Annotated in this window: 14 protein-coding genes and 3 pseudogenes; 5 read left to right on the top strand and 12 right to left on the bottom strand. The window is 71.8% G+C overall.

All coding sequences use genetic code 11. The features are described from left to right. Positions 1-141 precede the first annotated feature (141 nt). Positions 142-3,377: pseudogene (addB, locus tag FVA80_RS28410) on the top strand (double-strand break repair protein AddB). A 199-nt stretch (positions 3,378-3,576) separates the two neighbouring features. Here the strand turns inward: addB and FVA80_RS28415 are convergent. From FVA80_RS28415 to FVA80_RS28430, 4 genes are all read right to left on the bottom strand, one after another. Next, positions 3,577-4,806, bottom strand: coding sequence for an acyl-CoA dehydrogenase (locus FVA80_RS28415; protein WP_147909706.1), 1,230 nt, complete (start codon positions 4,804-4,806; stop codon positions 3,577-3,579). 109 nt (positions 4,807-4,915) lie between these two features. Then, positions 4,916-5,845, bottom strand: coding sequence for an AEC family transporter (locus tag FVA80_RS28420; RefSeq protein ID WP_147909707.1), 930 nt, complete (start codon positions 5,843-5,845; stop codon positions 4,916-4,918). 96 nt (positions 5,846-5,941) lie between these two features. Then, positions 5,942-6,433, bottom strand: a complete 492-nt coding sequence (locus FVA80_RS28425) for a hypothetical protein (protein WP_147909708.1) — start codon at positions 6,431-6,433, stop codon at positions 5,942-5,944. Between the two features lie 79 nt (positions 6,434-6,512). After that, positions 6,513-7,715, bottom strand: coding sequence for an aminotransferase class V-fold PLP-dependent enzyme (locus FVA80_RS28430; RefSeq protein ID WP_147909709.1), 1,203 nt, complete (start codon positions 7,713-7,715; stop codon positions 6,513-6,515). Between the two features lie 137 nt (positions 7,716-7,852). On the opposite strand from FVA80_RS28430, the gene FVA80_RS28435 reads away from it, so the two are divergent. Then, positions 7,853-8,371, top strand: a complete 519-nt coding sequence (locus FVA80_RS28435; protein ID WP_147909710.1) for a TspO/MBR family protein — start codon at positions 7,853-7,855, stop codon at positions 8,369-8,371. Between the two features lie 6 nt (positions 8,372-8,377). On the opposite strand, the gene FVA80_RS28440 is transcribed toward FVA80_RS28435, so the two are convergent. The 4 genes and pseudogenes from FVA80_RS28440 to FVA80_RS28455 form a co-directional block, all read right to left on the bottom strand. Further along, entirely contained in the window at positions 8,378-8,911 is a 534-nt protein-coding gene (locus FVA80_RS28440) for a phosphate-starvation-inducible PsiE family protein (protein ID WP_147909711.1), read from the bottom strand. A gap of 119 nt (positions 8,912-9,030) precedes the next feature. Further along, positions 9,031-9,588 carry a DUF4337 domain-containing protein gene (locus FVA80_RS28445; protein ID WP_147909712.1) on the bottom strand — a complete coding sequence of 186 codons (558 nt, stop codon included), beginning with the start codon at positions 9,586-9,588 and terminating at the stop codon, positions 9,031-9,033. Between the two features lie 85 nt (positions 9,589-9,673). Further along, positions 9,674-12,814 (bottom strand): efflux RND transporter permease subunit, encoded by a 3,141-nt coding sequence (locus FVA80_RS28450; protein ID WP_147909713.1) that lies wholly within the window; start codon positions 12,812-12,814, stop codon positions 9,674-9,676. Between the two features lie 10 nt (positions 12,815-12,824). After that, positions 12,825-14,091 (bottom strand): annotated as a pseudogene (locus FVA80_RS28455) (efflux RND transporter periplasmic adaptor subunit). A gap of 256 nt (positions 14,092-14,347) precedes the next feature. On the opposite strand from FVA80_RS28455, the gene FVA80_RS28460 reads away from it, so the two are divergent. Then, the gene (locus FVA80_RS28460; RefSeq protein WP_147909714.1) at positions 14,348-14,530 is read left to right on the top strand and encodes a hypothetical protein; all 183 of its coding nucleotides are present in this window, start codon (positions 14,348-14,350) and stop codon (positions 14,528-14,530) included. 215 nt (positions 14,531-14,745) lie between these two features. Here the strand turns inward: FVA80_RS28460 and FVA80_RS28465 are convergent. The 4 genes and pseudogenes from FVA80_RS28465 to FVA80_RS28480 form a co-directional block, all read right to left on the bottom strand. Next, positions 14,746-15,847: pseudogene (locus FVA80_RS28465) on the bottom strand (glycosyltransferase). Then, positions 15,844-16,218 carry a hypothetical protein gene (locus FVA80_RS31750; protein ID WP_246692183.1) on the bottom strand — a complete coding sequence of 125 codons (375 nt, stop codon included), beginning with the start codon at positions 16,216-16,218 and terminating at the stop codon, positions 15,844-15,846. The pseudogene FVA80_RS28465 and the gene FVA80_RS31750 overlap by 4 nt, the downstream one beginning before the upstream one ends. A gap of 276 nt (positions 16,219-16,494) precedes the next feature. Then, positions 16,495-16,935, bottom strand: coding sequence for a glycosyltransferase family A protein (locus FVA80_RS31755; RefSeq protein ID WP_246692184.1), 441 nt, complete (start codon positions 16,933-16,935; stop codon positions 16,495-16,497). Between the two features lie 453 nt (positions 16,936-17,388). After that, positions 17,389-18,483, bottom strand: a complete 1,095-nt coding sequence (locus FVA80_RS28480; RefSeq protein WP_147909717.1) for a glycosyltransferase family 4 protein — start codon at positions 18,481-18,483, stop codon at positions 17,389-17,391. Between the two features lie 185 nt (positions 18,484-18,668). On the opposite strand from FVA80_RS28480, the gene FVA80_RS28485 reads away from it, so the two are divergent. Further along, positions 18,669-19,367 carry a cytochrome b/b6 domain-containing protein gene (locus tag FVA80_RS28485; RefSeq protein WP_147909718.1) on the top strand — a complete coding sequence of 233 codons (699 nt, stop codon included), beginning with the start codon at positions 18,669-18,671 and terminating at the stop codon, positions 19,365-19,367. Next, positions 19,364-20,104 carry a molybdopterin-dependent oxidoreductase gene (locus tag FVA80_RS28490; RefSeq protein ID WP_147909719.1) on the top strand — a complete coding sequence of 247 codons (741 nt, stop codon included), beginning with the start codon at positions 19,364-19,366 and terminating at the stop codon, positions 20,102-20,104. The genes FVA80_RS28485 and FVA80_RS28490 overlap by 4 nt, the downstream gene beginning before the upstream one ends. Positions 20,105-20,125 lie beyond the last annotated feature (21 nt).

Raw genomic sequence — 20,125 nt, forward strand, 5'->3', positions numbered from 1 at the left:
ACCCGGGAATTCTGACGCGTCTGAAAGACATCGTATTCCGGGGTGACTTCGCGCCATCGGCGGGCGGGATACGGGACGGCGCGCGTTCGCCATCGTCGCAAGCACCTGTCCCCATCGAACGCGCGCGCGTAGAAGACGCCCATGTCAGACAGGCAGGCCGTCTTCACCATCACCCGGGGCGTCCCGTTCCTGCCGGCGCTGGCCGAGGCGCTGCTGTCCGGCCGGCTGGTCGGGCACGTGGCGGACGATCCGCTGGCGCTCGCATCAGTCACCATCTACCTGCCGACCCGCCGGGCCGCGCGGGCGCTGGGCGCGATCCTGGCCGAGCGGCTCGGCCGGCGGGCCCACGAGCGGGGCGCGCCGGCTACGCGGCCCTGCTGCCCCGGATGATCCCCCTGGGCGAGGCCGACGAGGCGGAACTCGACCTCGCCTCCGAGCCGCTGCTCGAGGACAACGATCCCCTCAGCACGCCGATGCTGCCGCTGGAGCGTCGGCTGATCCTCGCCCGCCTGGTCCAGGCCTGGGCGAAATCAGTGGACCGGACCCTGCTGCCGCTGGACGCCGAGGTGCCGTTCCTGGTGCCGTCCTCCCCCGCCGACGCGGTCGGGCTCGCCGGCGATCTCGAACGGTTGATGGATGCGCTCACCGTCGAGGGGCTGCCCTGGTCGGAGATCGGCGCCGCCGTGGAGGCCGAGTATTCGCGCTATTTCGGCCTGACGCTGGATTTCGTGAAGATCGCCGCCGAGAACTGGCCGAAGCTCCTGGCCGAGCGCGGCCTGTCCGATCCCGTCGCCCGCGCCCGCGGCCTCGTCCTCGCCGAGGGACAGCGCCTCGCGCGGACCGCTCCGACGGATCCCGTGGTCGTCGCCGGATCGCTGGGCTCCGTGCCCGCCACCGCCCGGCTGATCGCGGCGGTGGCGAAGCTGCCCCGGGGCGCCGTGGTCCTGCCCGGGCTCGATCTCGACCTCGACGCCGCCGGCTGGTCCGGCATCGACACCGGCGAGGGGTTTTCCCGGGTGATCGCCCACGGGCACCCCCAGGCGGTGCTGCACCGGCTGCTCGGGCCGGACAACCTCGCCCTTCCGCGCGCGGACGTCGTCGCGCTGGGGGCTCCGGATCCCGGGCAGGCGGCCCGGGCCGCGCTGCTGTCGCAGGGCCTGCGCCCGGCCGACACCACCGACGCCTGGGCCGACCTCGACCCGGAACAGCGCGACGCGATCGCCGAGGACGGCCTCGCGGGGTTGGCGCTCACGGAGGCCGCCGACGAGCGGGAGGAGGCGCTGGTCGCCGCGCTGGCCCTGCGCGAGACGCTTCAGGTCCCGGGCGCCACCGCGGCCCTGGTCACGCCCGATCGCGGTCTCGCCGGGCGTGTCGCGGTGGAGCTGCTGCGCTGGGGCATCGTCGCCGAGGATACGGCCGGGCTGGCGCTGGCCGGAAGCCCGGCCGGGCGGCTCGCCCGGTTGACCGCGGAGCTGGCCGCCGACCTCGCCCGCAACCAGGCCGACGCGATCCCGGCTCGGCTGATCGCGCTGCTGTCGCACCCGATGGTCCGCCTCGGCCTGCCCCGGTCCGACGTGGTGCGCGGCGCCGCCGCCCTGGAGATCGGGCTGCTGCGCGGTCCCGTCCCGGCCCCGGGCTTTCCGGGGTTGCGCAATGCCCTCGCCGCCGAGCGGGTCGGGCCGCCGGAGCGCCGCCCGAGGGCCAAGCGCCGCCTGAAGGACATCGACTGGGATCTCGCCGCCGACCTGCTCGCCCGGCTGGAGCAGGTCTTCGCCGCGTTCCCCGGTCCGGACGGCGCCGTCGACTGCGATCTCGTCGCCACCGCGGCCCTGCACCGCGCCGCCTGCGACTGGCTGATCGCCGGCCCGGAGGACGGGGCGCAAGAGGCACAGCAAGACGCCTCAGGGGACGTCCCGCAAGACGCCTCGCGAGATGCCCCTGAACAGGCTGCGGACGGCTCCCTGTCCTGCCTCGATGCCCTGTTCGACGACCTGGAGATGGCCGAGCCCGGCCTGATGCCGGGGCGGTTCGACGATTACGCGACCTTCTTCACATCGCTCGCCCGGGAGCGCCTGGTCGGCTGCTCGGGCGAGGCGCCGCATCCGCGCCTGCGCATCCTCGGCCTGCTGGAGGCGCGATTGCTGTCGGTGGACCGGGTGGTGCTCGGCGGGCTCGACGAGGGCGTCTGGCCGGTGCGGACCCTGACCGACGCGTTCCTCAACCGGCCGATGCGCGAGCGGGTCGGTCTAAACCCGCCCGAGCGGCGGATCGGCCAGATGGCGCACGACTTCGTGCAGGCGCTGGGCTGCCGCGACGCGGTGATCACCCGGGCGCTCAAGCGCGAGGGCTCGCCGACCGTGCCGTCGCGCCTGATCCAGCGCCTGCGTGCGCTGGCCGGCGACGCGCGCTGGGAGGCGGTGCTGGAGGCCGGCCGGCGCTTCACCGGCCTCGCGGCCCGCCTCGACGCGGCCCCACCCGAGAAGCGGCTGAAGCGCCCGGCGCCGAAGCCCGACCCGGCCCTGTTCCCGCGCTCGCTCAGCGTCACCGAGATCGAGACGCTGGTGCGCGACCCCTACAGCATCTTCGCCCGCCACGTGCTCGGGCTCGACCCCCTGGAGCCGCTGGCCGCGGTGCCGAGCGTGGCGACCCGCGGCTCCCTCGTGCACGACATCTTCTCGGAGTTCGCCAGCGCCCATCCACAGGGCCTGCCCGGGCAGCCGGAGGAGCGCCTGCTCGCCATCGCGGCCAACGCGTTCGGCGAGATCGCCGACACCTATCCGGAACTCTACGCCGAGTGGTGGCCGCGCTACGAGCGCATGGCCGCCGCCTACCTCGCCTGGGAGGCGCAGCGGCGGCCGGCTCTGCGCCGCATCCACCCGGAGGTATCCGGGCGCTGGGTGATCCCCATGGGCCGCGAGAGCTTCACCCTGCGGGCCCGGGCCGACCGGATCGAGCTGCGCCCGGACGGCACCGCCTGCATCGTCGACTACAAGACCGGCACGCCGCCCTCGGCCAAGATGATCTTTACCGGGTTCTCGCCGCAGCTCACCCTGGAGGCGGCGATGCTGATGCACGGCGCCTTCGACGGAGTGCCGCCGGTCAAGGCGACGCCGGACCTGCTCTACGTCCACGCCTCGGGCGGCCGGAAGCCGTTCGTCCCGATTCCTGTGAAGCCGCCCCGCGGCGAGGAGCGCAGCGTCGACGCGATCGTGGCCGAGCACGCCACCCGCCTGAAGGGCCTGGTCGCCCGGTTCATGACCGGCGAGGCGGCCTACACGGCCCGGCCCTACCCGCAATATGCCAGCCAGTACGGGGCGTACGACCACCTGGCCCGGGTGCCGGAATGGTCGCTTGGTGGGGAGGAGGGCGGGGAGTGAGCGGCGTACTTGCCGACCCCGATCTGTCCCACCCCCGGCCCCTCATCCTGAGGTGCCGGAGCGCAGCGTAGGCCTCGAAGGAGCCCTCCAGCCGGCCGCACGATCCCTGGAGGCCTCCTTCGAGGCGGCTGCGCCGCACCTCAGGATGAGGGGGTGGGTGAGAGGTGACGGGGCGGGGGAGGTGCTCCGTCCCCAAGTCTTAAAAGAACGCCTGCAGTCCCGTCTGGGCGCGGCCCAAAATCAACGCGTGGACGTCGTGGGTGCCCTCGTAGGTGTTCACCGTCTCGAGGTTCTGGGCGTGGCGCATCACGTGGTACTCGCCCATGATGCCGTTGCCGCCGTGCATGTCGCGGGCGGTGCGGGCGATGTCGAGGGCCTTGCCGCAATTGTTGCGCTTGATCAGCGAGATCATCTCGGGGGCCATCCGGCCCTCGTCCATCAGCCGCCCGACCCGCAGCGAGGCCTGCAGCCCGAGGGTGATCTCGGTCTGCATGTCGGCGAGCTTCTTCTGGACCAGTTGGGTCTGGGCGAGGGGACGCCCGAACTGCTTGCGCTCGAGGGTGTAGTTGCGCGCCCGGTGCCAGCAATCCTCCGCGGCGCCCATCGCCCCCCAGGAGATGCCGTAGCGCGCCCGGTTGAGGCAGCCGAACGGGCCCTTGAGCCCGGAGACGTTGGGGAGCAGCGCGTCCTCGCCGACCTCGACGCCCTCCATGACGATCTCGCCGGTGGTGGAGGCGCGCAGGGACAGCTTGCCCTTGAGGGTCGGGGCGGAGAGGCCCTTCATGCCCTTCTCGAGCAGGAAGCCGCGGATCGCGCCCTCATGCGCGTCGGACTTCGCCCAGACCACGAACACGTCCGCGAAGGGCGCGTTCGAGATCCACATCTTGGCGCCCGAGATCCGGTAGCCGCCGTCGATCTTCTCCGCCTTGGTCTTCATACCGGCGGGATCGGAGCCGGCATCGGGCTCGGTCAGGCCGAAGCAGCCGATCCATTCGCCCGAGGCGAGCTTGGGCAGGAATTTCTGGCGCTGCGCCTCCGAGCCGTAGGCGTGGATCGGGTACATCACCAGCGAGGATTGCACGCTCATCATCGAACGGTAGCCGGAATCCACCGCCTCGACCGCCCGCGCCACCAGCCCGTAGGCGACGTAGGAGGCGCCGGCGCAGCCGTATTCCTCCGGGAGCGTCACGCCGAGCAGGCCGAGTTCGCCCATCTTCCGGAACAGCCCGGGATCGGTCTTCTCCTCGGCGTAGGCCTCGACGATGCCGGGCAGGAGCTGCTCCTGCGCGAAGCTCTGAGCCACGTCGCGGATCGCCCGCTCGTCCTCGGTGAGCTGGTCGTCCAGCAGGAACGGGTCCTCCCAGACGAAGCGGGACGAGGCCGGGGCCGACGGTGAGGCGCTGCCCGGGGGGCGCATCGGAGCGTTCATGTGAATTCCTCGCCTACAGGGTGTGGCGGGCTTCGGCCCCGCGCTTGGCGTCAACCTAGACCCAGACGGCCTGCCGTCCAACGCACCCGGTGACGCTGGGCTCCGAGCGTCACGCCCTGCCGAGCAGCATCAGCCACAGGAGCGTCGTCAGCGGCGCCATCAGGGTTGAGACCAGCACGGAGGCCGCGACCATCCCGGTCTCGGTCCGGTAGCGGGCGGCCAGCAGGTAGGCGTTGATCCCCACCGGCATGGCGGCGAACAGGGTGGCGACGCCCGCGTAAGCCGTCGGCATCTTGAAGACGTGGAAGGCGAGCACCCACACGGCCAGCGGGTGCAGCAGGTTCTTCAGGCCCGCGATCACCAGCGCACCCTTGAGGTCGAACAGCACCCGGTAGCGCTTGAGCCCCGCGCCGAGCGCCACCAGCGCGCAGGTCGAGGCGGTGCCCGCGAAGGCGTCGATCAGGGCCTTGGGGATCCCGGCCGGGGTGATTCCGAGGCCCTTCATGGCCATGCCCACGAGGAGCGCCACGAAGATCGGGTTCTTGAGCAGGACCAAGCCCAGGCCGCGGATCCGCGCCAGGACCGGCAGGCCGGAATCGGACTCGATCAGGAAGGTGGCGCAGCCCATCATCAGCGGCAGGTGGACGGCGAGCAGCATGAACAGCGGGAAGGCGCCGTCCTCGCCGTAGGCCTGGAGGATCATCGGCACGCCGACGAACACGGTGTTCGACTGGCTGGCCGCGAAGCCGTGCAGGATCGCGCCGCGCCTTTCGATCCCGGCGCGCCGCCGGGCGATCAGCGTGCCGACGAACCAGGACACGCCCGCCCCGCCGAAATAGGCGGCCCAGTAGGTCCAGGCGATCTCGCCGGTCATCCCCGGCCGGGTCAGCGTGGCGATGATCAGGGCCGGCACCGCCACCGCGAACACGTATTCCGACAGGCCGTCGCTCACCTTGTCGGAGAGCAGGCCTGTCAGCGCCGCGCCCCAGCCGATCAGGACGATCCCGAAGATCGGGGCGATGATGGCGAGGGCGTTCACGGATCGGGTCGGGGCTGCGCGCGGGGGGAGCTCGCGCATAGCATGACGAGGCTGGCTTTTGTGCCCCCGGGTGCGCGCCGGGGGCGTGTATAGGGCCTACTTGTTCTCCAGGACCTCGATCGGGTTGGTGCGCTGGCTGGCGGGCGGCTCCTTGGTCAGCTTGGCCCCGCCCTCCCGCTGCCCCTTGACGTCCCTGGGCGCGCCGGGGCCGCCGGTGGCCGTGCCGCCCTGGCCGGACTGGGTCGGAACCGAGCCGGAGGCCAGCTCCAGGCAGGTCACCATCTCGACGTAGGACGGGTAGCCCCCGGCCTTGAACTGGTTCTCGCACTGGCGCTTGGCGGCAGGGCTGTAGCTTCCCCAGTGATCCTGGGCCTGGCGCTTGGCCTCCCGCTCGGACCGGAGGCAGCCATCGTAGTTGGCCTGGTCGCTGATCGAGGTGTTGGCGACCTGCGCCGACTTGCAGGTCGATTCCACGTCGAGATTCGGCACCGTGTCGGCCCGGGCGGATCCGGATGCGAGGGACAGGGCGAGGAGCGCGAGCGCTCCGGGGATGCAGGCGCGGGATTTGGCGGTCCGGGGGGGCATCATGGACGTGAGACTCGCGGTCGAGAGCAGTATGCGGCGGCACAACGCGCAGGACCGGCCTTCGGCACCACGCACCCGCCGATCAATCGCCGTGCGCGCCGCGCAGGGCCTGGTCGAGGTCGCCGAACAGGTCCTGCGTATCCTCGATCCCGGTAGACAGGCGCAGGAGGTCCGGCGGGCAGGGGCTCCCAAGTCCCTCCACCGAGGCGCGGTGCTCGATCAGGCTCTCGACGCCGCCGAGCGAGGTCGCGCGCTTCCACAGCCGCACCCGTGCCGCGGTCGCGATCGCGCCGGCCTCGCCGCCCGCCACCCGGATCGACAGCATGAAGCCGAAGCCGTCCTGCATCTGCCGGCGCGCCACCGCGTGCCCGGGATCGTCGGGCAGGCCCGGATACAGGACGTGGCTCACATGCGGATGCAGGCGCAGGCGCTCGGCGAGCCGCAGGGCGCCGGCCGATTGCGCCGCGGCCCGGAGGTGCAGGGTCCGGAGCGAGCGCATCAGCAGGTAGGCCTCGAAGGGCCCGAGGATCCCGCCGCTGCCGGCGCGGATGCCCCGGATCCGCTCCCAGAACGCGTCCGCCTGCGCGCCGGCGAGCACGCCCGCCACCACGTCGGAATGCCCGTTCAGGATCTTGGTGCCGGAATGCATCACGATGTCGGCGCCCAGGTCGAGCGGGCGGGTGTGGACCGGCGAGGCGGCGGTGGAATCGACCGCGAGTCGCGCTCCGGCGGCGTGGGCGATCTCGGCGGCGGCCGCGATGTCGGTCACCGTCCAGAGCGGGTTGCCGGGGGTCTCGATCCAGACGAGCTTGGTCCGGCCGGGCTCGATCGCGGCGCGCAGGGCCTCCAGGTCGTCGGTGTCTACGAAGGTCAGGGTCAGGCCGCGGCGGGGCGCCTCCTCGCGCAGCCAGCGCTTGAGCGCCCAGTACATGACGGTGCCGGCGACGACGTGATCCCCTGGTTCCAGAGCGCCGAACACGGCGGTCGCCGCCGCCATGCCGGAGCCGAACAGCAGGGCGCCGGCCCGCGCATTCTCCAGCATCGCCAGGACGGCCTCGGCCTCGCGCACGGTGGCGTTGTCGGGCCGGGCGTAGCAGTAGCCCGAGCTGTAGCCGTTGTCGGGATCGCGGATGAACGTGGTGGAGAGGTGCAGCGGCATCACCACCGCGCGGGTCTCTGGCTCGATCCGGCCCATGGCCTGCGCGGCGAGGCTGCGGCGGGAGAAGCCCGCCGGCGTGCCGGTGCCGGTATCCGTATCCCCTTGCGGCGCGTTAGGCTCTGACATCTGGTGATTCCGGCGGATGGAACCGGGCGCGTGCCACGGCGCATGCGTCCCTGCAACCTGTGCAATCTGGATTATGCCGCATCCCGGGAGCCGGCAGGCGCGTGGCGGGATGCGGCTTCCACGGAGAACGAACGACGATGCGGGCCGCGACACAAGTTCCCGAGGCTTCGGCCCTGCCGCGCTGGCTGCGGCTGGCCGCCGCGATCGTGCCGGTGGTGATCACCGCCGCGATCGGCTCGGTGGCGACCCAGGCGGAGATCCCGGGCTGGTACGCGAGCCTGAACAAGCCGTCCTTCAACCCGCCGAACTGGCTTTTCCCCGTGGCCTGGACGGTGCTCTACACGATGATCGCCGTCTCGCTGTGGCGGCTGCTCGGCGCGATGCCCCGCACCGGGCCGAGCCGCGAGGGTTGGTGGCTCGCGCTTGCCGCCTTCCTGGTCCAACTCGTGCTGAACGCCGCCTGGACACCGGTGTTCTTCACCGCCCACGCGATCGGCTCGGGGCTGATCGTGGTGGCGATGCTGCTGGTGATGGTGCTGTGGACGATCCGGCTGACCTGGCGGTTCGACCGGGCGGCGGCCTGGCTGCTCGTGCCCTACGCCGCCTGGGTCGCCTTCGCGACGCTGCTCAACGCCGCGATCCTGCGGTTGAATTGACGGGGCTCAAGCCCCGGCATGCTCCTCCGATTCCTCTCCCGCCGGCCTGCCGTCGTCGCGGGCGCGGTGGAGCATGAAGATCGCCAGCACCATCGTGAGGATCAGCCCGGCCAGCACGCCGAGCTCGATCATCGAGGCGTTGAACAGTGCCTGCTTCTCCGGGGACCAGTCCTTGGCGTGCGTGATCTCCGAGGATTGCAGGGTGATCACCAGCACCCGTCGGATCGAGGCGATCAGGCCGACGATCAGGAACGGCTCGCAGGTCAGCTTGCCGGACCGCATGGAGACCCGCACGGTGTGCAGGATCTCGATCAGCATCAGCAGGAACAGCAGCCGGTCGATGACCTCCAGGATCTGCGTGGCGCCTCCGAGGGAGCGCAGCGCCTCCCAGGTCAACCCGGTGGCCTCGATCAGCGCGACCAGGGCGGTGACCGCCAGGAGCAGGCCGAGCGCCGCGTAGATCGCGTGCTCGGTGTGGAGGAAGATCCCGCTGGCGATCCGCGTCAGGCGCCCTTGCTGTTCGTCGTCCGTGTCGGCCATCGCGCAACGTCCCCCCGGTGAAACCGTGACGGCTGTCGCGGCCCCGGGGCCGCGCGCACGTCGTTCACCGAGTCAGAGCATCAATCCGCGAGCCGGTCACCCCCGTCCGGGACGGTGCTTTAGTGGAAGAACGGCAGCGCGTGCGGCGCCAGGTAGCCGAAGCCGAGCAGCGCCGCCCCGGCCAGTCCCAGAAAACCGCCCGCGAAGACCAGGATGGCGATGCCGGTGATCACCTCGGCCGAGGCGAGCACGATGCCGATCTGGAAGGCCGCGGAGGCCAGTTCATAATGGTGGTAGCGCAGCAGCGACAGGTCGCGCCGCTCCTCGGAGGCGCGGGCCTTCGCGGTCAGCTCCTTGCGGCCCTCGCCGGTGGCGGGCTCCGATTCCCAGCGCGCCAGGGTCTTGGCCCATTCGGCGCGCTTGGCCGCGATGGCGTCCTGGTTCGGGCCGGGCGGCACCAGCGCGATCGCCTCGTCGGCGGTCTTCAGCACCGTTGAGCGGATCGTGCGCGCCTGGAAGTAGGCCCATTGGTTGGCCGCCTCGACATTCGAGCCGATCGAATCCGTCTGCGCCGCCTTGCCCAGGGTCTCGCTGAAGGCGAGGAACAAAGCCAGGATCGAGATCAGCAGCGCAACGCGCTTGTTCGAACCCTCGATCGACCCGTGACCACCCGACATCGCTTCCCGTTTCCCCGTTGATTCGTCGGGCGCGACTCACACCCATCCGGGCCCCGCGCGCAATGCCGCGGCGCCCGCCCGCTGCTTATTCGGCCGCGATCCGCGGCGGCAGCGCCCGGCCGTCATTGGCCGGATGCCGCGCCTCGTCGTAGCCCGGCTCGTCCTGCGGGTCGTCCCGCTCGCCGACGAAGCGGCCGAACAGCCGCCCGAGCAGGCGCGAGAGGTCGTCCATCAGCACGAAGATCGCCGGCACGAACACCAGCGACAGCACGGTCGAGACGATCAAGCCGCCGATCACTGCCACCGCCATTGGGGCGCGGAACTCGCCGCCGATGCCGAACGCCATCGCTGAGGGCACCATGCCGGCGGCCATCGCGATGGTGGTCATCACGATCGGCCGGGCGCGCTTGCGGCCGGCATCGACGATCGCGGTGGTGCGGTCGACCCCGGCATGGATCTGCTCGACCGCGAAATCGACCAGCATGATCGCGTTCTTGGTCACCACGCCCATGAGCATCAGGATGCCGATCACCACCGGCATCGAGATCGGCATGTGGCAGATCAGCAGCGCCAGGATCGCGCCGCCGATGGAGAGCGGCAGCGAGAACAGGATGGTGAGCGGCTGCAGGAAGTTGCCGAACAGCAGGATCAGCACGCCGAACACCATCATCAGGCCGGCGCCCATGGCCAGCGCGAAGCCCTCGAACACCTCGCCCATCACCTCGGCGTCGCCGGTCTGGCTGATCGTGACCCCGGGCGGCAGGTTCTTGGCGGTGGGCAGGTTCATCACCTGCTTGATCAGCTCGGCCAGCGCGTCGGTGCCCTGCATGTCGCCCTCGATGGCCACGCGCACGGAGCGGTCGTAGCGGTCGATCCCGGTGGGGCCCTGGCCGAGGCTGATATCGGCCACCGTCGCCAGCGGGACGGCGGCGCCGCCCTTCACCGGAACCTTCAGGGTCTCGAGCTCGGACAGCCGGCCGCGCAGGCTCTCCGGCAGCTGCACCCGGATCGGCACCTGCCTGTCGGTGGCGTTGAACTTGGCGAGGTTCATGCCGATGTCGCCGATCGTCCCGACCCGGACGGTCTCCGCGATGGTGTCGGTGGAGACGCCGAGATCGGCCGCGACGCCGGCCTTCGGGCGGATGCGGATCTCGGTCCGGTCCAGCGGGGCCGTCGACATCACGTTGACGAGGTGCGGGATCTGGGCCGCCTCGCGCTGGAGCTTGGCCGCGACATCGGCCACCACGGCCTTGTCGGGCCCGGCGATGATCAGCGCCATGTCGCGCTGGCCGCTCTCGCGCAGGGCCCAGAACCGGATGTCGGGCTCCTCGCGCAGGATCGCGGCGATCTCCGCGTCGACCTGCTTCTGCGTGCGGTGACGGGTGTTCTTCGGCGTGAGGTTGATGGTCAGCGTCGCGAGCCGGACCTCCTTCTTGCCGGGCAATTGCCGGCCGCCGTCCACGAACACGCTCTTGACCTCGGGCAGCGCCCGGATCTTCTGCTCGATCGCGTCGCTGAGCTTCACCGTGTCGGGCAGCCGGGCGCCCGGGGGCAGTTCCAGCACGAACAGCGTGCGCGCCTGGTCCTCCGCGGGCAGGAAGCCCGCCGGGAGCAGGCCCGTGGAGGCGATCGAACCGGCAAAGCACGCGATGCCGAGGATCAGCGTGATGAACTTGTGCCGCACCGACCAGGCCACCAGCCGGGTGTAGCCACGCATCACGATCCCGTCCGTCGTGTGGTCGGGGCCGTGGTCGCGCAGGAAGTAGGCGGCGAGCAGCGGCGTGATCAGCCGCGCCACCAGCAGCGACATGAACACGGCGGCCGCGATGGTCAGGCCGAACTGCTTGAAGTACTGGCCCGCGATGCCGCCCATGAACGAGACCGGCGAGAAGATCGCGATGATCGTCGCCGTGATCGCGATGACCGCCAGCCCGATCTCGTCGGCGGCCTCGAGCGAGGCGCGGTAGGGCGATTTCCCCATCCGCATGTGCCGGACGATGTTCTCGATCTCCACGATCGCGTCGTCCACCAGGATGCCGGTGACCAGCGTGATCGCCAGCAGGCTCACGGCGTTGAGCGAGAAGCCGAGCGTGCTCATCACCCAGAAGGTCGGCAGCACCGAGAGCGGCAGCGCCACCGCGGCGATCAGCGTGGCGCGCCAGTCGCGCAGGAACAGCAGCACCACGATGACCGCGAGCGCTGCACCCTCGATCAGGCCCATCATGGCCGAGTGGTAGTTGCCGATGGTGTTGACGACGCTGGTGTCGATCAGGTCGAACCGCACGTCCGGGTTGGCCGCGTGGAGCGCCGCGATCTTCTTGGCGACCCCGACCGAGACGTCGGCGTCGCTGGCGCCGCTGGCCCGGGAGACCGCGAAGGCCACCACCGGCTCGCCGTTGAAGCGCGCGAAGGTGCGCGGCTCCTCGGCGGTGTCCGACAGGGTCGCCAGCTCGTCGAGCCGGACCTTGCGGTTGCCCGGCACCACGATCGAGGTCTTGGCCAGGGTGTCGAGGCTCGCCGAGGCCGCGAGCGCGCGGATTGACTGCTCCTGCCCGCCGACCTCGCCGCGCCCGCCCGCCATGTCGGCGGAGGTCAGGCGCAGCTGCCGGTTCACGTCCGCCGCGGTGATGCCGAGCGCCAGCAGCCGGTCGGGCTTCAGGGTGACGCGGATCTCCCGGGCGACGCCGCCCAGGCGCTCGACCCCGCCGACGCCCTTCACGCTCTGCAGGCCCCGGGCGACCACGTCGTCCACGAACCACGACAGGTCCTCGGGCGTCATCGCGGGCGCGGAGGCGCCGTAGATCATGATCGGAAGGCCGGCGATCTCGACCCGGGAGACGATCGGCTCGTCGATGGTCCGCGGCAGGTTCTGGCGGATCTTGCTGAGCGCGTCCTTGACGTCGTTGGTCGCGCGATCCTGGTTCACCTCCAGGCGGAACTCGATCGTCGTGGTCGAGATGCCCTCGGTGATGGTCGACAGGATGTGCTTGACGCCTTTCACCCCGGCGACGGAATCCTCGACCCACTTGGTGACCTGGGTCTGAAGCTCGGCCGGCGCCGCGCCGGACTGGGTGATCGTCACCGAGACGATCGGGATGTCGATGTTCGGGAACCGGGTGATCGGCAGGGCGCGGAAGCTGACCAGCCCTAAGATCATCAGGACCAGGAACAGCACCACCGAGGGCAGCGGCTTCCGGATCGCCCAGGCGGAGACGTTGAGGCGCATGTCTCTGGTCCTACCGCGGGGCCGCGTCGGCCATCGGGGCGCTCATGGGTGTGTTCGCGGGCGCGCTCATGGGTGTGCTCGCGGACGTGCTCCCTGACGTGTTCTTGGACGCGGAGACCGCTCGCACCCGGTCGCCGTCGCGCAGGAAGCTGCCGGCCCGAGCCACGACGCTCTCGCCGGCCGCGACGCCCGACCGGATCTCGGTGAAGCCCTCGGACGTCAGGCCGGAGGTGACGGCGCGCGCCTCGACCCGCCCGTCCTTGGCGACCAGCACGCTGGCGCTGCCGTCCGCCGCGTAGAGCAGGCTGGAGACCGGGACCGCGAGACCTTCCCGGCGCGCCACCTCCACGTTGCCGCGGGCGAAGGCGCCGATGCGCAGGGCCGGATCGTCGGAGAGGCGGATGCGGACCTTGCCGAGCCGCGTCGCCCGGTCGACCTCCGGGTAGACCCGGCGGACCTTGCCGCGCAGCTGGCGGCCGTCGTCGAGATCGAGGCTCGCCGGATCGCCGACCTTGATGCGGGCGAGCGAGGTCTCGGGCACCTCGCCCTCCAGCTCGATCTCGCCGCGGGCGATGAGGCGGAACAGCGGCTCCCCGGCCGCCGTGACCGAAGCGCCGACCCGGGCGGTGCGGCGGTTGACGATGCCGGCCCCTCGGGGCGCGGATGTCGGTGCGGGCGCGGCGCAGGGCGATTTCGGATCCGGCCGCCCGCGCGGTGGCGAGGTCGGCCTGGGCCGATTGCAGGCCACCCTTGGCGGCGGCCAGGCGGCCCACGGCCCCCTGCGCGGCCGAGACGCGCTGCTCCAGAACGGCCGCGGTGGCATTGCCGGTCTTGGCCAGCGACTGGGCGCGCTCCAGCGCCTGCTTGGCCTCGACGTTGGCGGCCTCGGCCTGGACGATCTGGCTCTGGGCCTGGACGATGGCCGCCTCGGCCCGGGCGACCGCGGCGACGTTCGAAGCCTCCTGGGTGACGATCATCTCCTGGGACAGCCGCGCGAGCACCTGGCCCTTGGTGACGCGATCCCCTTCCTCGACCAGCAATTCGGTGATGCGCAGGCCCTCGACCTCCGGGGCGACCAGGATCTCGTCCCGGGGGACCAGCGTTCCGGTGACGACGGCGCGCTCCACGATCTCGCGGCGCTGGGCCGGGACGACCGTGACCGCGGGGGCGATGGCGGAGGCGTCGGGGACCGCGGCCGTCTCGACGGCGCGGGCCGGCAATGCTGCCAGGATCAGGAGCCCGCACAGGACGCTGAGGCGGTACGTGCGCCCGGACATGATCGGCAAAACGGAAGCCTCGCTGGCGGGATTGTACGGGTGTTGCCCCTCCGTCGCTGCGCAGATCGGCGTTTTCATGGCGCGGGCACTCTCTATCGAGCCAGCATAGCGGCTTCGTACAAGTCCGTCCCCGGAGCCCGGAGCCGCAGGTGGGGTGTAGATGAAAACAGCGGTGTTTGACCGCCTCCGACCTGCAACCGTCGCCGGACTGGGCCGTTATTCGTGAAATGGTCTTGGTGAGACCGGGGAGGATTCGATGAGCATCTTTCAGATCAAGCAGACGAAGAGCGGCGCCGTCGTCTGGACCGGTGCGGCCGATGACGCGCAGACGGCACTCGACGCCATGGCCCGCGAGGCCGGATACCGCGACTTCTCGGCCCTCCCGGAGACGATCCGCGACACCGGACTCGAGGCCGCGAAGCTGGACCTGATTTCTTAAGACAGTCTTCACCAGCGTGAAGCGAGCAACCGGCGCGCGTCCTCAGCGACGGGCGCCTTTTTTCTGTCCGCTCGGCGCGCATCCTTCCCGGTTGTGACAGGCGCTGGCCCCGCGCCCTCCGATCACCCCGTCATTCGGAAGGCGCGGAGCGGAGCCCGGCATTCAGAACCGCAGGTCGCCCAGGCTCTCGCGCCGTCGGCCGCTCTGGTTTCCGGTCAGGCGCGCCCGGTCTGCCGGATCAGCGCCTCGATCGTGGCCGCGCAATCCTGGATCGCGCTCGGCCGGTACAGGCCGCCGATGATCGATGGGTCGAGGGCGAGGCCGGCGCGGATGAGGCCGGGCCACGCCTCGGCGGACGGCCAGCCACGATGGACGATGGCGGCGCCGAGCATCTGCAGCGCCTCGGCCTTCTCGGTCTGCTCGCCGTAGGCGCGCTCCTCCGGCAGGCAGAGGAAGCGCTTGGCCTGTCCGGCGGCCAGCGCCACCAGCCCGTCGCCGCCGCCCCCGACCAGCAGGGCCGCCCGGGCGACCCGGGCCTCGACGTCGCCGACCCAGCCGTGCAGGTGCAGGTTGCTCGGGAGGTCGCCGGATCCCGTGACGGGGCCGAGAACGTGCCAGGGCCGGTCGGGGACGGCACGGGCCGCCGCGGCGAGGTCCGCCAATCGCCCCCGCGCCGCCGCGGCCGAACACCACCAAGATGTCGTCGCCCGCCTCCGCGGCCGCCTGCGCGGGCGCTGCCAGGAACCCGGCATAGTGCGTCTTGGCGCGGACCCAGTCCGGCACGCCGGCCCCGTCCAGGGCCTCTGGGAAGGGGGCGAGCAGGCGCGTGGCGCTGCGGAAGGCTTCCAGGTGCGGCCGGTCGGTTCGGGTGCCGGCGAGGCGCACCACCAGGGTCGGCACCGACAGAAGGCGCGCCAGCAGGGCGACCTCGACCGAGACGTCGACCACGATCAGGGCCGGGTCGGTCCTGGCGGCCCAGTCTGCGATGCGGGCCATCCGGGTCCGCACGCCGGGATGGTTCAGGGGTGCGTAGTGGAACGCTTCCGGCCGCCCGGCCTCGCCGTCCCGCCCGTCGAAGTCCGAGCCACTCAAATCCGAGTCGCCCAATTCCGAGCCGCCGATATCCGGGCGGCCAAGCGGGCGGTCGTCGGGCAGGTCGAGCACGTCGAGGCCCGGTCTCGCGATCGCGCCCGCGTCGAACGCGGCGAGGGTACCGATCAGCGTGCAGGGCCGCGGCAGGGCGGCCGCGACCGCGCGGGCGCGCTGGAGATGCCCGGCCCCCTGATGATGGACATACCAGCCGATCCCGCTCGTCACGCGGCGTCCCGCAGCGACAGGGCGAGGGCGTCGAGGTCGGCGAGGGCCCGGTCGAGGGGGCATGTCCGGGCCGGTGGCGAACGCGATTCGAGGATGGGGTCGGCCCGCTCCACGAAGGCGATGTCGTTGGGACAATCGCCCAGGGCGGCCAGCTCCGCAGCGCCGAGCCCGAGCCGCGCGCAGGCTCCGCCCGGGCCGGTCCGGCGAGGTGGAACGCCCGCCGCAGCGGCGTTCCGGCGCAGGACCAGGGCCCGCCAATGGGCGGCCTCCGGCAGCAGATACGGCTCTCCGTCGAGGACGCGGGCGCGGCGCGCCATCTCGGTGGCCATGCCGCCCGAGACCCGGCCGGTGTGGCGGGACGAGACCATCACGCGCACGTCCGGGCAAGTGGCGCAGCCGGGCGCCGCGCGCCCGCAGCAGCCCGACGAGGGCGTTATCCTCCCGTGGGCAGGGCGGCAGGCCGCCGACCGCCCGATACAGCGCCACCGGGACGGCGAGGCTGGCACCGGTATGGTCGCCGTGGCGCGGCGCCGGGTCATGCGGCGGCGGATCGAGGAGGTCTTCCAGGCGCCGGACGCCCGCCCAGTAGCGCTCGATCCGGGCGTGCAACTCGGCAAGCCGCGGGTCGGCGGCGCCGTCGTCGTCGATCACCAGGCGGCCGCCGACCACGTCCGAGCGCGCAGGGCTGCCACGTTCGCCGCCACCCAGTCGGCCGGCAGGCGCGCGTCGGCGTCGGTGGTGAACAGGATCCCGTCCGGGCCGGTCTCGGCGTCGAGCCAGTCGGCCCCGGCATCCAGCGCCATGCGCCGGGCGGTGCCGACATGGGCTTGCGGGCCTTGCAGCGCCACGTCGATCACCCGCAGCGTCAGCCCCGCGAGCGCGCCGGATCCTTCCAGGGCCCGGATCGCCGCCACCGTGCCGTCGGTGCAGTTGTTGGCGAGAACCACCACCCGCAGCGGCGCGCGGTCGGAAAAGCCCTCTTGCCGGGCCAGGGAGGCGAGCAGGCGCGGCAGCCGCTCCGCCTCGTTGCGGGCGGGGATGCACACGACCCAGGGCCTGGCGATCGGGGTGGCGGTTGCGCGGGTCATGATAGCTAGTCTTCCCAACCTCATCCGCGCGCTAGACGCAGTGTTTCTGCCGTCCCCGGCACGCGTATGGGCGTCACGGGTCTGTGGCGCCGGCCGAGGCGCGGGTCGGCTCTCCCGTCCGGGCTCTGATGCTGACCCATCTGGTCTTGGATCGCCTCCAGCTGGACAGGAGATCCACGGCAGACCTGATCCCCGCCCTTCCTCCCCCCTTTGCGGGGGAGGGTGGCCCCTGCGTCAGCAGGGGTCGGGAGAGGGGAGCGACGCTTCCGAAAAGGTCGCGGACGCCTGATCCATCCTGCATCGTCGCGCTGCCCTCTCCCGACCTGGCCTGACGGCCGGCCCCCTCCCCACAGAGGGGGGGAGGGAGAGCGCGGCGGGCGATGGCGCCTACATCCGGAAGACGGCGTGTGAACATCCCGGCCCGCTCTGCCAGGCAGGCCCCACTGGTCTTGGTTACGCCCGCCCGCCGGCCACCCGCAGCGTCGGCTGCGCCCGCTCGGCGCAGCGCGCCATCACGGCATCGTAGCTCTCGAGATAGCGCTCGGTCATGGCGGCGGCGTCGTAGAGGGCCTCGGCCCGGTCGCGGCAGGCCCGGCGCGACAGGCCAGCCGCATCGCGGATCGCCACGGCGAGGTCCTGTGAATCGTCCGGCCGGGCGAGGCAGCCGCACTGGGCGTCGAGGATGTCGGGCATCGCGCCCCGGCGGAAGGCGGCCACCGGCGTGCCGCAGGCGAGCGCCTCGGCGACCACGAGGCCGAACGGCTCCTCCCAGCGCGGCGACACGATCGCCACCCGGGCGCGGCCGAGATGGTGCGCGAGGTCCCGGTGCGAGAGGTGCCCGAGATGGGTCAGGTCCGGCCCGAGCCGCGGGGCGATCTCGGCCGCCCAGTAGCCGGGATTGAGCTTGGGGCCCGCGAAGGTCAGCGGCAGCCCGGCCGCCCGGGCGGCGTCGATGGCCAGGTGCAGCCCCTTCTCGGGCACGATCCGGCCCGACCAGAACGCGAAGGGCGGAGCGTCGGGAGTCTCGGAATACGCGAAGGTCGAGAGGTCGACGCCGTTGTCGACCACCTGCGCGCCGGGCACGAGCGATTGCCATTCCTGGGCGAGCGACGGCGACACGGCCAGGAAGGCCATGTCGGGGTCGGCCTGCACCACCCCGGCGACCAGGGCGTCGAAGGGCGGCGTGTGCAGCACCGTGACCCAGGGCAGCCCGAGCCGGGCGCTCATCTGCAGGGGCAGGGCGTGCAGCGCGTTGTTGTGCACGATATCGAACCCGCCGGCCGCGACCAGCTCCATCATCCGCCGGTAGGCGTCGTACTCGGCCTCGTCGATCGCCTCCTCGCGGTCCGGATCCGCCAGGGCGTCGCCGGTCGGGTCGCACAGCATCACCGGATCGAGCGCCGGGTCCGAGCCGCGGCTGGCGAACAGCGTCACGTCGTGTCCGTGCCGCTTCAGCGCGACGGTGAGAAGATGCGTGTGCATCTCCAGTCCGCCGGCGTAGGGCTGGCCAATCGGGTACTTCAGATGTGCCAGGACAGCGATCTTCACGCGCGCACCGAATCCGGTTGTGTGGGGATCTTTGCCGGCCGCAGCGGAGCGAGAGGAAAATCGTCCGCAACCAGCCTGGCGGGTATCATGCCCATCGTTTCTTCATCAAGCGTTGCGTCATCGGCGCCGGGAGCGACGACGGACGCGGCGCGTTCCCACATCCGTAAGGGCTGCGTTCTGAACCGATGATGATCGAGACGACGGGTCGACCATTCAGCCGGGTGCGCCACCCCGCCTGGGTCCGCCTGACCCACTGGACCGGCGCCGCCGCGACCCTGTCCCTGATGGTCAGCGGCACCGCGATCCTTTTGGCCCTGCCGAAGCTGTTCTGGGGCGAGACCGGGGCCAACGACGCGCCGGCCTGGATCACCCTGCCGCTGCCGGTGAACCTCGAGCAGACCGGCTGGGCGCGCAACCTGCACTTCCTGTCCGCCTGGATCTTCGTCCTCAACGGGGCCGCCTACCTGGCCCTGGCGCTGCTGCGCGGGCACCTGCGCCGGCGCCTGCTGCCGGAGCCGGCCGAGATCCGGCCGCGGGCGCTCGCGGGCGAGATCCGGTCGCACCTGCGCCTGCGCGCCGGGGCGCCGCAGACCGGCCGCTACAACGCGCTCCAGAAGCTCGCCTACCTCGCCGTCCTGCTGGTGCTGGCGCCGCTGATGCTGCTCACCGGCCTGACCATGTCCCCGGGCGTCACCGCGGCCTGGCCCGAGCTGTTCGCGCTGTTCGGCGGCCGGCAGTCGGCGCGGACGATCCACTTCCTGGCGGCCTTCGCGATGGTCGCGTTCCTCGCCATCCACATCTGGCAGGTGCTGGCGAACCGGCCTCTGGACCTCATGCGCGGCATGATCGCCGGGCGTGCCGGCAAGGCGGAGGAGAACCCATGAGCGCGCTGACCCGTCGCCGCCTGATCGTCGGGACCGCCGGCATCGGCGCGGCCGGCCTCGTCGGCGGCTGCGAGCCCGGCACTCCGAAGCTGCGCCCGAACCCCTACGGCCTGAGCGACTGGCTGACCTTCGCCGGGCAGCGCCTGCTGCTGGCGCGCCAGCCGCTCGCCCGGGAGTTCGGCCCCGAGGCGATCTCGGCCGTGTTCCCGACCATCAACACCACCGACCCGGACGACCCGGCCTATCGCCGCTCGAAGGCGCAGGGCTTCTCGGACTGGCGCCTGCCGGTCACGGGCCTCGTCGCGCGGCCGGGCGCGTTCTCCCTGGCCGAGCTGAAGGCGATGCCGGCGCGCACGCAGATCACGCTGCATTCCTGCGAGCAGGGCTGGTCGGCGATCGGCCAGTGGACCGGCGTCCCGCTCGCGCAGGTGCTCGCCGCCGCCGGGATGCGCCCCGAGGCGCGCTACGTGGTGATGCGCAGCGTCGACGGCTGGTGGGACAGCTACGACCTGTTCGACGCCCTGCACCCGCAGACGATCCTGGCCTATGGCATGAACGGCGCCGACCTGCCGGTGGCCCACGGGGCCCCGGTTCGCCTCCGGGTCGAGCGCCAGCTCGGCTACAAGTCCTTGAAATACCTCACCAGCATCGAGGCTGTGGACCGCGTCGACGGCATCGGCCACGGGCGCGGCAGCATGGTCGCGGGCCTCGGGTTCAGCTGGTACGCTGGCATCTGAGCCGTCCGTCGCGTGGCGGGC

Source organism: Methylobacterium sp. WL1, from assembly GCF_008000895.1.
Classification (GTDB): domain Bacteria; phylum Pseudomonadota; class Alphaproteobacteria; order Rhizobiales; family Beijerinckiaceae; genus Methylobacterium.